The sequence below is a fragment of the Caldithrix abyssi DSM 13497 genome (assembly GCF_001886815.1).
Taxonomy (GTDB): Bacteria; Calditrichota; Calditrichia; order Calditrichales; family Calditrichaceae; genus Caldithrix; species Caldithrix abyssi.
The window spans coordinates 1,793,837-1,807,751 of record NZ_CP018099.1 but is presented as its reverse complement, the minus strand read 5'-3'; the positions used below and the strand labels follow the sequence as shown (position 1 = coordinate 1,807,751).

Below are 13,915 nucleotides of genomic sequence, written 5' to 3'. Positions count from 1 at the left end.
TATGGCTCTACTGGGATTCCTGTGGAAAAAGGTCTAATTTACCAAGAAAGAAAAGTATTGCTATCCTAAAATTTTCAAATTTTCTAAAGCCTCTACCAACTGTTTTTATCTCCTGTATCTTGCCGTTCAACCATTCGGCTACTGAATTATCTATCTGATATCTTATATAGTTTAATAAGCCATCTGAATGAGCAATGAGCATTTTTGCTACTTTAATCATTTTATTTAAAGAACGTTCCTTAATATCCTGATACCATTCCGCAAAAAAAAATTTCGCATCATTTATTGTTTCACTCCTAAAGAATTCTTTGAAGTTCTCTTTGGCCGCCCAAGCCTGGGAAGTGATAAGGTTAAGTTCTTGAATTTTTCTGAAACGCGATAATTGCTTGTCCGTCATATTTTCCAGATTCTTTAAAAATAAATATTTACTTTTCACTAAGGTTTTATCATTAGATTTTTGTAATTTACGGGCTTCCTCTCGTCTGGTTTTATCCACTCCATCATTTAAATACTTCATTATATGAAATTTGTCATGCACTATGGAAGCATTGGGAAGCTCCTTTTGAACAGCTTTAATAAAAGCTTTCCACATATCCATACTGACCGCTTTGAGGCCCTCCTTTTGTTTCTCTGTTAATCCCTTGTTTATTAACGAACTGGCAGAGCTTGTTGTGCGACCTTCACTTACATCTATTACACGTCTTCTTTCACTATCGGATAATACGCTTACATAAGTATGACCTCTTTTCATACTCTTCTCATCTATCCCGATATATTTAATGTCCTCTTCCGTTCGGCGTGATAGCCCGCGTTCCACTGCTTTGCTCATTATATGATGAAGCATATCAAAGCTGATCCGTAAAAATTGTGCCGTTTTGCTCTGGTTCTTGGAGGCCAGTAATAACTCAATAGCAAAACGTTCAAATAATAAAGTCGTTCGACTCGACTTTTCTGCCCAAGGTACTTTGATCGTTTTTACTCCATGTTCCTTGCATTTAATGCGGGGTACTTTGCAGACAATATAGGTCTTCATTTGGCATGTATCCAAATGCCGCCAACGACGTTTTTCGCGGTGATCATAAATATCATATTCCACTTCGCATTCGGGACAAAAACCTTTTTTTGACTTATAGATAATCTCTATTTCTACTTCCTCATTCGCAATATCTAAGTCAACTTTAGAAACTTCCCAGGGATGCGAAAGTCCCAAAATCTGTTTAAATAATTCTTTATCTTTCATAAACTCAATCTAAGGATTATTTTTGTTTTTCACAAAAATCCCAGTAGAGCCAAAAATATTTTGTGCCCTGTTTCAGAGTCTTCTAAATTTTCCAGCGCTTTTTTTATATTCCCTATGCCAGAAATACTTATAAAATTCGGAGTAATTACATTGCAATTGGCTTTAATCCCTGCAATCATGCCGCCGTCAACAGGATAAAGCGCTCCTTCCTGAGCTTTATGAGGAATAAAAACATCGGATTTGTCCGGTTTCAGTTCTGCAAGCACAATATTTTCCTGTTCAAACCACTGTTTTAAATATTTAAAAGTGATGGAAATATTTAATAAATCAGAATGTGTATCGGCCTCGTATTTTTTTGAAATACAGGGGCCGACAAAAACAATTCCAATATCATGGCCATAGATATTTCTTAACAGTTTACAATGCGCCAGCAAAGGAGAATAAAGACCGGTAATGTATTTTGCCAGGTCTGTTTGGTATTTGGTAATAAATTCCACAACGGTAGGACAGGCTGATGAAATCATGATCGGCTGCGATGACGATTCAAAGAGATGGGCGGAAGCAGCCGAAACCTGCTCGGCTCCCAATGCCGTTTCTGATACGCCATAGAATCCCAGTTTTTTCAGACCGGCAATGAGTTGTTCAGGCGCAATGTCTTGAAACTCGCTAATAAAAGAAGGCGCCAGCGATACCATCACTTTTTCTTTGAGCTTTAACAGCTGCTTTACTCGGTTAATATCGTTCCGTATTTTTTTGGCAGAAATCGGGCATACCTGAACGCAACGACCGCATAAAATGCACAATTCCTGAATGATTTCTGCATGCCCTCCCTCAATTTTAATGGCTTTAACAGGGCATTCGCGTACGCATTTATAGCAGTCCTGGCACGCAGATTCTTCCGTATAAATAGGATAATAACTCTTTAGCATTTTCTTTTACTTCCAAAATGGTGGTTTAAAATATCAATGACACTGCCAGGGTCAACCTCGCTATATTCACTTTCGCCAATTTTTATGTTGGGACCGCGTTTACATTTGTCTTCGCATAAAGACCCGTGTAGTACCACTGTATCTTCTAATTCATTTTCTTTAATATACTCCTGAATAATCTTTAAGACATTATTATTGCCCCGCGTAAAACACGAGCTTCCCAGACAAATGGTGATCGTCGTTTTCATTTAAAGCCCCAGCATTTGTTCCAATATACATGAAAGAACAGTTCACTTTTCTTTCATGTGAAATATTTAACTTGTAGTTGTGAATTTCATTAATTTTTTCTCAGATGTCAAATTTTTTTTGTTATATATTTCACATTATGGTCAACATTTAAAATATTTAGGATACAATTTGTTGGCGATATTTTCTTTAACTCATTACTCAAGGCAGCAAAGCCGCAACCAAAATCAACCGCAACGCGCACAAAGTAATTTTCTCGCAGATTACGAAAATAATAGCAGAAAAAGATTAAACAAATTATTTCAAGCAACCAGAAAAGTCACAAAGGGCGCAATGAATATTTTAAATTAAATTGCTCTATCCTCACTCCCAGACAAAAGATCAGGAATGAACGTACTTGTAAGGGCGAAGGATTTCCAACCCTACTTTATCCAGAGCACATTTTTGATATGACTAAAGATTAATACTTACCATCGCTGAATTGTTCCTGGAAATCCTTCGCCCCTACATTAACGGTGGCAGGAATTCACCACATTCGCAGAAACAGATTTGAAATGACAGGCTAACTATTCAACCATTCAACTAATCAACTATTCAACCAATCCTTTGACGGGGGATGAGTTTTTAAAACAGCACAAAAATTTTCAAAACCCGCCAGGGCGGGACTAGATGCTACGCAGGAAGCGTCCTAATCTCCTTAACTTTTTAACTCTTTTACTATTTTCCCGTGTAGATGCAAAGATAAAAATTTCCCGGGCTGTAACCCGCCTGTCGGTCTTAAAACCAATTGAGCATTTTAGCAGACATGAAAAGCAGGGCGGCGATCAAAACCATGCGAATCACCTTTTCGCCTTTGCGAATGGTAACATGCGCGCCCAGCCAGCCGCCCAGGCCGTTTCCTGCGGCCAAAATCAAGCCCCAGATGAAATTAACATTGCCCGAAGCGATAAACACCGCCAGCGCCGGCAAGGTGTAAATTAAGACAATAAACACCTTGTAAACATTAACGCGCACCAGATCGAATTGGGCCAGGTGAAAGAGCGTGGCCATTAAAATAAAGCCCACGCCCACCTGGATAAAACCGCCATAAAACCCCACGCCAAACAAAGCCAGGTAAAGCCACAGCTTTTTCGAAGTTTTTGCGCCGGCATGTCGAGGGCGTGGCAAAAACATACTTATAATCACAAAGACGATGACTAACGACAGTATGCGTTTAAACCATGCGTCCTGTAAATTTACGGCCACCAGAGCGCCGATGATGGCGCCAGGCAGGGTGAACAAAGAAAATTTAAGACTATCGCCGAATTCATTTTTATTATTTTGCTGAAAACCGCCAATGGCAAAAATATTCTGAATAACAATGGCAATGCGGTTGGTTCCGTTGGCTGTTGCCCCGTCCAGTCCCAGTAAAATCAAAGCCGGCAAGGTCAGCGAAGAACCGCCGCCCGCCAGAACATTCATAAAGCCGGCAATTGTTCCCACCATAAATAAAGAGAAAATCTGAAGCATCCGAACTCCTGCCCTTCAACCATAAAACTTTAATTTTATCGATTTTTTTCATACTTTGCCAGATTATTTTTGTTTTGCAATCGGAACGAGCATTTCTTAAAATTGATAAAGAAATTTTGCGCTTAATCATAAAAATGAACAGAGCTACACGTAAGTTAGAGTGAGCGCAAGGATAACAGGGCAGGATGCACATGAATACAGATCGTGATTTTTTAATCAATCGTTTAATCCACAAAGTAAAAAACGAATTAGCCACATTACAGCTTGCGGTAGCAAATTTAAACTATTTATTAAACGATTTTAACCTTTCCCCTCAGCAAAAAAAGCAGTCTAAAGAATTTATTGGCGTGATTCAGCAAAATTTAAAGAACACCGTGCACTCCCTGTCGCGTATTCTCATTTTAACGCGCAATAACCAAAAGCGTTTTAAGCAAATCAATGTGGCGCAGGTTCTGTTAGAGATACCTTTGGGTAAAGAGAAAATTTCGTTAAAAAATAATAAAATCAGCCTGATTGTTAAAACCGATCCGCTGGCCTTTCAATGGTTTTTGGAGACTCTTCTTGATAAATTTAAAAACTGTTCCCGAATAGAAGTCGAAAGCGATGAAGTTTTGTCGCGCCTTATCTTTGAATTTAAAAAGAATGAGGCGGAGCAAAAGAAAGCGCTATTGAACTCAGACGATATCGTTCTTTCTGTTAATAATTTAATTCTTAAAATTTTGGCCGAATATTTGAATATTGAATTGATCGAATCCAGAGCCTCGGATTCTGATCAATCTTTAATCGTATCGTTTAATCCCAAGCTGGAGGAAACTCTGGATGTTTAAGATTCTTTTAATCGATGATAATGAGGCTTATTGTGAACAAATTAAAAAATCGCTGGAACTGAAAAATTATTATATTGAGTATGAGACAAACGCTTACCGGGGGTTGGAATACGCCCTGCAGAGCGAGTGGGACGTGGTTCTGGTTGATATGGTATTGGGGCAGCAAATAGACGGCCTGGCCATTTTAAAAGAAATCAAAAAGAAAAGGGCGGAGATCCCCGTGATCCTGATTTCCGGAAGTTCGGTTATTGAAGCGGCCCACGAATGGATTGAGGCTGGCGCTTACGACTATCTGGAAAAACCCATAGACCTTGAACGGTTGATAATTACGCTCAATCATGCCCTTGAATTGCGGAAAATTTCCAGATTAAACCAGAGCCTTGTTGACGAGTTAAAGCGAAACATCTCTACCGTTGGGCTGGGGAATACCTTATCTGAAGCTCTGAGAATCCTGTCTGAAGCTTCCGACACTCCGGAACGTTTGTTAATTCTGGGCGAAAAAGGGACGGGCAAGGAATTGATCGCTAAATTATTGCATTACAATGGCCAGCGAAAATATTTGCCCTTTGTAGCGCATGATTGCGAATTGCAGACTGAATCGGACGAGGCCGCGCTTAATGCGTTGTACAAAAATTTGTTTGAGCAGGCCAGAGGCGGCACCCTGTTTTTACGGGAAATCCACAATCTGAACCTGGCCGCTCAAAAATATCTGGTCAATTTTTTACATCAAAACTTTTTCAATTCCAATCCAGCGTTGCCCATGGTTAAAAATGACGTACGATTCATCGCTTCTTCTTCTATAGACCTTAAAGCGCTGGTCGAACAGGATGCCTTTTTATCGGAACTGTTCCATTTACTGGCTAATTTTACCATTAAAATTCCTGCGCTTCGTGAAAGAGTGGAAGATATTCCTCTGTTAGTCAACCATTTTATCGATCTCGAAAGCCGGAGCCTGGGAATAAAAATCGAGAAGGTGAGCGAACAGGCCATACAACTTTTACAGCGGCAAGACTGGCCAGGGAATATCACGCAATTAAAAAATGTAAACCATTATATGGCGCTCCTACAAAAAAATGGCGTTATTGGTGAACAGGAAACCAAACTCGCCCTTAAACTGGATTCATTAATCAGAGATTTACATTCCGGTGAGAAGATGCCAGACAATTACAAAAGGATTGATGAACTGTTGGGGGCAAGGGAATTGCCCGAATGAATTGATTCTTTAAACTTTCTTGCCTATATTTATAAATAAAATTTTGTTTATTTAAGATTGGAATCATAGCATGAAGATCATCGTCAAAAAAGAATTTGACGGTCGTTCATACGTGGCCTATTGTGAAAATGTACCGGGTGTGTATGTGCAGGCCCCTTCAAAGGAAGTTTTAGATCAACGCTTAAAAAAGGCCCTGTCTTTGTTAAAACATTTTTGCCAGGAACGTAATCAACCCTTTCCAACAGGAGCGGACAAACCCATTTTTGATGTGCGTATTAAGTTTAATAGGTTATCCAGCGATAAATTAATTGAATTGTTTCGTAAAAAAAACTACCATATTGAATATAACGATAGTGAATCCATCATGTTAATGAACTCCGATTTTCCCTTTAATCACATTCATCTGCCGGTTACGGATTATCTGTCGCCGATTATTATTCGCAAACTATTCGGACTGAACAACGCAATTTATGTGGGAAAGAACAATCTTAAACTGCGCAAGACCGCCCCTTAGCAGTTATTTTTAATGCCGGCCTTGAACTACCAGGGCAGCGCAGCCGCAATCAAAATCAACCGCAACGTGCGCAAAGTAATTTTCTCGCAGTTTATGCCAATCATCGCAGAAAATTATGTGGCATTTAAGACGAAAGCAAAGCAAATCGGCACTCTACTATTCGTAATTCGTAATTCGTAATTTTTAATTCGGGCACAGCCTCCCGCTCTGCGTGATAATTTTTAATTCAAATACAGCATAGCAGCAAACAACAATATGATTATCACGGCGCCTGGCACAAATATCGTTATGACGTAAAATTAAAATTCGTACAAAGATTCTCGCTTTATGTTTACTAATGGCGTTCGCCCATTAAACACGTGCCTTCTGCGTCAATGCGTTTAAATCGGCCGCCATTTTTATCAAACTCTCGGCTTTTTCTTTTTCGCCAATTTTATAAAACAAACCGGCCAGTCGTTTAATGATGTCCAGATTATTGGGCTGTAGCTGAAAGAGCAGAGTGTAGGTCTGGATGGCGCCAATATAATTTTCTTGCTTAATCTGTAGCAGTCCTTTCAGTTCAAGGAATTGCCCATCGTTAGAAGACAGATGCGCTTCAAGAAACTGCTCGGCCCTGGCGAAATGGCGATTTTGAGCCCAGATATCCACAATTCGATTGACATACGCTCGATTATTATCTCCATACTGAAAAATTTCGTCAAAACACATCTGCGCACGCTTCAACTGCTCGTTTTTAATAAACAGTTCGCCCAGAGAGAGCAACACATCCGCGTCGCTCAGCAAAACGTCGTTTTCCAGTTTCAGGCGTCCGTGTTGCGCCGCCAGATTCTTTTCCCGTAAGGTTTGCAGCCATTTGATCGCCTCGTCCGGTTGGTTTTGCTGCTGCGCAATTTTGTACAGCAGATAATATGCGCCGATCTGGTCTTCCTGTAATTGGGCTGACTTCAGGGCAAAGCTGCGGGCGTTGGCCAGGTCGTTGAGTTTTAGATAGGCTTCGCTGATGTTGTTTAAAAGCTGGCGCTGCAACGAAGGCTGAAAACGATTTTTTTCCAGCGCAATCAGATAATGTTTTAACGCCTTTTCGAATTCCCCGCTCAGATTGTAATTTTGCCCCAGAGTATAGTGGGCGTAGGCATTGTGCGGCTGCTCTTCAACCATTTTTAATAGCAGCTGGCGATTGCGCCGATCTTTTTTACTCTGCTCTTCGCTGGAAAGGGCGTAACCCAGATGCAGCAATTGAATTTCGGAAGGCCGCTCTTCTCCACCGTTACGCGCCAGGCTATAGACAATTTGTTCGTGCACTCGTCCTTCAAAATAGATTTTTTTGCGGTTGTTAAAAAGGCGATGCCCTGTGGAAAGCTTAAAGGTTTTTCCATCGGCCATTACGTTCCTGATGTTCACCACATAGGCCACCGCTTTTTTTTCTGGTTTTAAGACCTTTTTCAAGGCGGGAACGGATTCCGGCAGAAGTCGCTCGTCTGCATCCAGCCACAAAATCCAGTCGCCTGTGGCATATTTGATGGATGCGTTTCGCGCGGCGCCAAAATCATCGCGCCAGTTAAAATGATGGATCTCCGCTCCAAATCCACGCGCGATCTCCACGGTTTGATCGGTGGATCCGGTATCCAGCACTACAATTTGATCGGCAACGGCTTGCACGCTTTTCAGACAATCGGCAATAAATCGCTCTTCATTTTTAACAATCATACAAACAGATAAGGTTTGTTTTTTCACCCCGGTATCTCCTTAAAATTATTGACTCAACATCTCTTTTAAAGCCGCGTCGGCTTCCCGATCATCGGGTTTTAAGCGCATCACCTTAGACCACAATTTTCGCGCCATGTCATGATTGCCGGCTTCTGTTGAAATGGCGGCCAGATGCTTTAACGTCTCCACGTCGGTCGGATGCTCCCTGGCCGTTTCCACCAGCAACTGCACGCCCTCGTCATAGGCGCCCAGGGCGAACAAAACTTCGCTCAAAAGATTTTTAACAGAAGCCTGCTGCCCATCAACGGCCAGCGACTGCTGAAAATAGTCTTTTGCTTCTTCAAAACGGCTGTTCATAAAAGCGATGCGTCCCAGGTCGTTTAAAGCCAGCGTAAAATGCGGATCGATTTCTAACGCCTTTTGCAATTCCTTTTCGGCAGCCGGCAGATCGTTTAGCATTTGCAGGGCAAGGGCGTAGCCATACTGCGCTTCGATATTGGTCGGCTCCTCTTTCAAAACGGCCTGTAAACGATCGCGCGCCGTTTCAGCTTTTCCCTGATCCAGCGCCTGCAAGGCCTGCTGCACCTTTGTTTGCAAATCGCCGGCCTTTTCCTGCTGCGGCGCCAGCAAACGCTGCATTTGCAAGGCCAGCTCATTATTGGCATCTATTTGCAGCACACGCTGAACGTGCTCCAGCGCCTCTTCATATCTTTCCGCTTCCAGATATAAATTAGCAAAATAGAGCAAAGTCGGAATATCATCTGGTTGTTCTTCCAGAATCTGTTTAAGAATTTTTACGCCGTCCTCAAATTCATTGTTTTCGATCAGGCAATGAGCCAGGTTGCGCCGGGCTTCCAGATAATCCGGCCTGGCCTCGACCGCGGCCTGAAAGTAACCTCTGGCCTCCATCGCATTCCCCTGGGCCAGCAGTATCTGCCCTTTTAAGTTCAAAGCCGCCGCATTGCGGGAATCGTGCAAAAGAATGTGCTCGACCGCCTGCAGCGCCTCGTCGTACTGCTTTTCTGCAAACTGAGACAGGGCTAAAAAGTACCAGGCTTCGTCGTCCAGCGGATTTTCGGCTGCAATCTGTCGGGCCAGCTGCGCCGCCTTTTTAAAATCGCTTTCGCCAAAGGCCGCGTTCATCTCTTCCTTTAAGCGAGCGTGCACCTGCGCCAACGGCTTTTTCATCTCCAGCAGCTCTTCGTAATCCACATGCGGATGTTTGCGAAAAAAGACGCGCGCCTTGTTTTTGATGCTTTGATCGTAATCGATCTTATTGGCTTTAAAGGTCTGGCTGCCATAATGATGGATGAACACGCCCTCGTGCACCATAATGGCGTAGCCCTGCTGACGGACGCGAATACACAGGTCGTCGTCTTCAAAATTTCCCGTGCCAAAGCTCTCGTCAAATCCCTTAATCCGTTCAAACAGCGTTTTAGGCATCAGCAGACAAAAGCCGGCGATTCTGCGACGAGGGGTTATTTTATCGCGATTCACGTCTTTTACCTTTGCCGCAAAGGGGTAAAAACCGTCGTCATTCTGGTAGGGAATTTGTTCCACGCGCTGCAAACCGCTGATGGAATTGGTAATCGGGCCCACCATGCCGATTTGCGGATCTTTTTCCAGAGCGCTCACCAGTTCTTCCAGCCAGCCATCGGCCACCAGCACGTCGTTATTTAAAAAGAGCAGGTATTTTCCTCTGGCTTTTCTCGCGCCCTGATTGTTGCCCGCGGCAAAACCTTTGTTCTTTTTGTTGAAAACAACCCGAATGTGATCATACTCTGCTTGCAAGGACCTCAGATAGTCCACCGTGCCGTCTTTTGAGCCGTTGTCCACAAAAATGATTTCATAAGGAATATGCGTATTTTGCAGGATGGAATTGACGCATTTTTTAGTAAATTCCAGCGCGTTGTAAGTGAGCATGATGATGGAGACTTTAGGATTATTCCGACGCCCGGCACTTGTCGCTGTGATGATTTTTCGCAACTTATTTTCTACGCTGGCAGGACCCCACTTCTGCTCTACATACTGCTTACCCGAACGGGATAGTTTTTTCCACAATCCTCGATCCCGGTACAATCTGATGGTTTCTTCGGCAAACTTTTCCGGATCATCGGCAATCAGGACGTGTTCGCCATGAACCAGGTTCATGCCCTCTGCGCCAATGGAGGTAGTAATCACCGGAAGACCATAACTCAACGCCTGTCCAATTTTTCCTTTCATACCGGCGCCATAACGCAACGGACTGACAGAAATCCGCGCTTTAATCAGGTACGGATCCAGATCGGCTACATAACCGGTAACAATAACATCTTCGCTTTGTAACGCTTTAATTTCAGGCGGCGGATTATTGCCCACCACGTAAAACTTTACATCGTTTAATGTTTTTTTGATTTCAGGAAAGATTTTCGATGCGAAGTATGTTACGGCATCGATGTTGGGCGGGTGACTAAAATTCCCCACAAACAAGAGATCTCTGGTTTGATCAAACGCTTTTTCAACCACAACCGGTTCATGAATGTTGGGCACAATGTCAATGGGCATATTGCCTACATATTTTTCAATGTGCTTACGGTCTTCTTCTGTTACAACCCATAAACGATCCGCTTTCCGGTAAACAGCTAATTCCTGTTGTTTTTTTCGTTTCGCTTCGCTTTCTAACCGTTTATCTTTTTTCAGTTTCGCTTCTCGAAATTCGCGCACAAAATGGATATCCACCGTATCCACAATAACTTTGGTAGTCGGAGACATTTCGCGGATCAGCTCCATGTAATAAAAGGCAGCATGCCAAAAAGACAAAATGGCCACGTCAAAGCGGCGTTCTTTAAAAATAGTTTTATATGGAATTTCGGGCAATTTCCTATTAACCACAAAACCGGCAAAATTTAAAGCGCGCTCATCATTTTCGTAAACCTCAATACCTAACTGCTGCAAAGTGTGTTTGTATTTAGGGTCTGTAGAACCCACCCGAGCAATAAACGTAATGTGATTTCCCTGTTTCTTAAGAATCTTTAAATAATTGAAAAGGCGTAGTGAACCAGAAGCTTTATCCCATAACGGTAAAAATGGATCGGCTACTAAAATGCGAAATTTTACATTGCGTTGCGAAGCAAAAGGAACATTTTCAGGATCATTTGTAAATTGATCGCTTAAAATGTGCTTCCACTTTTCCACAAATTTTTTCCGATTAATTTGCTGATATTTCTTGAACCCACTGTTCAAATCGGTACCCGCGGTCTGCCCTTCATAGTGGATGACCACGCTGGCCGGTTGATAATATACTTTGTAACCCTGTTGCCGGACGCTAAAACAAAGATCGGTATCCTCGTAATAGGCCGGCATGTAACGCGTGTCAAAACCGCCTACTTTTTCCCAAACATTCCGCCTGATCATTAAAGCCGCACCGGACACATAATCTACCTCGCGGACAAAATTAAAACGCGGATCATTGGGATTAAAACCCCGACCGTAGTTCCATCCCTGACCGTCGGAAAAAATGATCCCACCCGCTTCCTGTAAACGACCATCTGGATACACCAGCTTGCAGCCAACCGCGCCGCAGTCCGGGCGCTCATTCATTAATGCTACAAGATTCTTCAGCCAGCCTGGCTGTACTTCGGTATCGTTGTTTAAAAACAGTAAAAACTGCCCATCAGCAACGTTTGCGCCGCTGTTACAGCCTCCCACATAGCCAAGGTTTTGATCATTTAATACAATTTTAACATTCGCAAGTTTTAGTTGCTTTAAATAAGGGCGCGTTTCATCCGTTGAACCATTGTCCACAAAAATAATTTCGTAACTCGGATAATGCGTATTATGCAATATCGCTTTTAAACAGCGATGAGTTAACTCCAGTTTATTGAACAACGGAATAATCAGCGAGACTTTCGGCGCCTTTTTCTTTGCTTCTTTGTCCTGATTCGATTTTTTTTCAGGCACTGATACCATTTGTCTTTTTCGAACCATCGAAAGAATATCCTGCGCTCTGAGGTCCTGATCCGGCAGGTTTTCTTTCGGAGTTAACGATTTTACCCACCGTTCATCTTTTTCGTAACCAAGGGCTATCAACAAACGGCCGGCTATTTCATTAAACAGCGCTTTTTGCTCCCGGGTCCAGCTTTCCTGCCAGGTTTTCCTTTTACCATTTTTAAAAGAGGAATTAATCACCACACCATTGTCGAACATCTCTGTTAGGCTGCTTTCAAACTGCAAATGCAATTTTTGCGCAAGACTCCTGAATTGCTCAGACGATTGTTTTTTCAACCACTCGTAATAAACGCGAATAGCCTGTTTGCCGTTGTTTTTTTCAAACTCTAAACCGCCAAGCACAAAATTAACCCAAGTTTGACAGGCTTTTTTAAAATCATGAGCAGCGAAAAAGTTAAAATTGCTGTTTATCAGAGAGTGTACAACCTGCCGTCCGTCTCTAATTATGTGCACAAAGCTGGCTCCGGGAAACATCTTCGAAAACAAAGCAACATCCAGCGTGTATTCGGGCGTTTGTTCGATCCAGCGTTTGCCCTGCGCACGTTGGGTGTATAGCGCGTTAATTCCCAGCCCCATATAAAACAGAAATTCATCCAGGCTAACATTCTGGGAGTAAAGCCAGTGTCTTTCTTTATGTTGCGTTCCCAGCTTGTAGGCCTCTATGGCCTGCCGGGCAATTGGCGCCATAAAGTTACTTTCTTCGCCAATCCAGGTTTGCGAATGCTTTGCCAGTGAATGCGCCAGCACACTGGTTCCTGAACGATAGCTGCCAATTACAAATATGGGATCGGGGCAATAGGAAAACGAGGTATTTTTTAAAGTTAAAGCCGGTTTTTCTGATTTGGATGTTTTTTTAACTTCAGGCTTGAGCGCTTTCGGATTGTATTCGGCATGGTCACACAATGTTTTGTACATGTCCAGAACATCGGAAAACGTTTCGGTTAGGATGGTCTCTGTCTCGTCTGCCTTTTGATGACGCAGTTCAGGTTTTACGGCATTTTTTACTTTAACGAGTAAATCTTCGGATAATTCACGATTGAGCCATTTAAAAATACGTTTAATCTCTTTTTCCGGCGTCAACAAAAGATTTTCATAATGAACAACCAGAATCCTTTGCCCTGAGTCCTGCGCCCGGACAAAGGAAGCGTTATATTGTCGCCAGAGATTTAAACCATTAGGAAGAGAAAAGAAATTTCTTTTTTTCAAACTTTTGGCCACCTCCAGAGGATGGCGGATGACCAAAATAAAAGAGGTCTCCGGAAGCAGTTTTTTCCAGAAAGGAAGGGTTAGCGAATTACGCGGATCTTTCCAGCCCCAAAAATCCTGCCCTTCAAACTGTTCGATGAGCTCAATTGCTCTCTCTTCAAACAGATTAAGCGCGGGTAGGGTTTCCCAGTTTTCAGGAAAATCAGGCGGCAGGTCCCAGGCTCCGCCAAAGTATTCGAGTAGCTCATCATTCAATTTCACAAAATCCAGATGTTCCCAGAATCCTTCAGGATTATCTTCCGCCGGCGGCATTAGTTTTTCTGCTTCTCCAAGAAACAAGCCTGCTTCTTGTAATATTTTAGTTAAAAGGGATGTCCCCGATCTGTGCATGCCACCTATAATCAAAGCCATTTTTTTTCTCCCTTTTTTTTGAATTTATGGCGGGGGTGTATTTTATCGGATTTTTGCATAAAAGCTTTTTATGCATATCTCTCCACATGTTGAACATATCTTAAAAGATACATTGGTTACTGCCGT

9 protein-coding genes and 1 pseudogene are annotated in these 13,915 nt (G+C 42.6%); 3 read left to right on the top strand and 7 right to left on the bottom strand.

What is annotated here, in order from left to right; translation table 11 throughout:
- Positions 1-7 precede the first annotated feature (7 nt).
- The 5 genes and pseudogenes from Cabys_RS07055 to Cabys_RS07040 form a co-directional block, all read right to left on the bottom strand.
- Positions 8-1,240, bottom strand: coding sequence for an ISL3 family transposase (locus Cabys_RS07055; protein WP_006929573.1), 1,233 nt, complete (start codon positions 1,238-1,240; stop codon positions 8-10).
- Positions 1,241-1,269: 29 nt separating this feature from the next.
- Entirely contained in the window at positions 1,270-1,935 is a 666-nt protein-coding gene (locus Cabys_RS07050; protein ID WP_236846910.1) for a [Fe-Fe] hydrogenase large subunit C-terminal domain-containing protein, read from the bottom strand.
- 63 nt (positions 1,936-1,998) lie between these two features.
- A pseudogene (locus tag Cabys_RS20495) lies at positions 1,999-2,169 on the bottom strand (4Fe-4S binding protein); the annotation flags it as partial.
- On the bottom strand, positions 2,163-2,417 hold the full coding sequence (locus tag Cabys_RS07045; RefSeq protein WP_006929572.1) for a (2Fe-2S) ferredoxin domain-containing protein: 255 nt from the start codon (positions 2,415-2,417) through the stop codon (positions 2,163-2,165). The gene Cabys_RS07045 and the pseudogene Cabys_RS20495, both read right to left, overlap by 7 nt.
- A gap of 775 nt (positions 2,418-3,192) precedes the next feature.
- Positions 3,193-3,924 (bottom strand): sulfite exporter TauE/SafE family protein, encoded by a 732-nt coding sequence (locus Cabys_RS07040; protein WP_006929571.1) that lies wholly within the window; start codon positions 3,922-3,924, stop codon positions 3,193-3,195.
- A 191-nt stretch (positions 3,925-4,115) separates the two neighbouring features.
- Here Cabys_RS07040 and Cabys_RS07035 point away from each other — a divergent pair, with 191 nt between their 5' ends.
- From Cabys_RS07035 to Cabys_RS07025, 3 genes are all read left to right on the top strand, one after another.
- Positions 4,116-4,751, top strand: coding sequence for a hypothetical protein (locus Cabys_RS07035; RefSeq protein WP_006929570.1), 636 nt, complete (start codon positions 4,116-4,118; stop codon positions 4,749-4,751).
- Entirely contained in the window at positions 4,744-5,964 is a 1,221-nt protein-coding gene (locus Cabys_RS07030; protein ID WP_006929569.1) for a sigma-54-dependent transcriptional regulator, read from the top strand. The genes Cabys_RS07035 and Cabys_RS07030 overlap by 8 nt, the downstream gene beginning before the upstream one ends.
- A gap of 70 nt (positions 5,965-6,034) precedes the next feature.
- A complete protein-coding gene (locus Cabys_RS07025) occupies positions 6,035-6,478 on the top strand; it encodes a type II toxin-antitoxin system HicB family antitoxin (RefSeq protein ID WP_006929568.1) in 444 nt (147 codons plus the stop codon).
- A gap of 351 nt (positions 6,479-6,829) precedes the next feature.
- Here Cabys_RS07025 and Cabys_RS07020 read toward each other — a convergent pair whose 3' ends face one another.
- On the bottom strand, positions 6,830-8,212 hold the full coding sequence (locus Cabys_RS07020) for a tetratricopeptide repeat-containing glycosyltransferase family 2 protein (RefSeq protein ID WP_006929567.1): 1,383 nt from the start codon (positions 8,210-8,212) through the stop codon (positions 6,830-6,832).
- A gap of 18 nt (positions 8,213-8,230) precedes the next feature.
- Positions 8,231-13,789 carry a glycosyltransferase gene (locus Cabys_RS07015; protein ID WP_006929566.1) on the bottom strand — a complete coding sequence of 1,853 codons (5,559 nt, stop codon included), beginning with the start codon at positions 13,787-13,789 and terminating at the stop codon, positions 8,231-8,233.
- Positions 13,790-13,915: the final 126 nt, after the last annotated feature.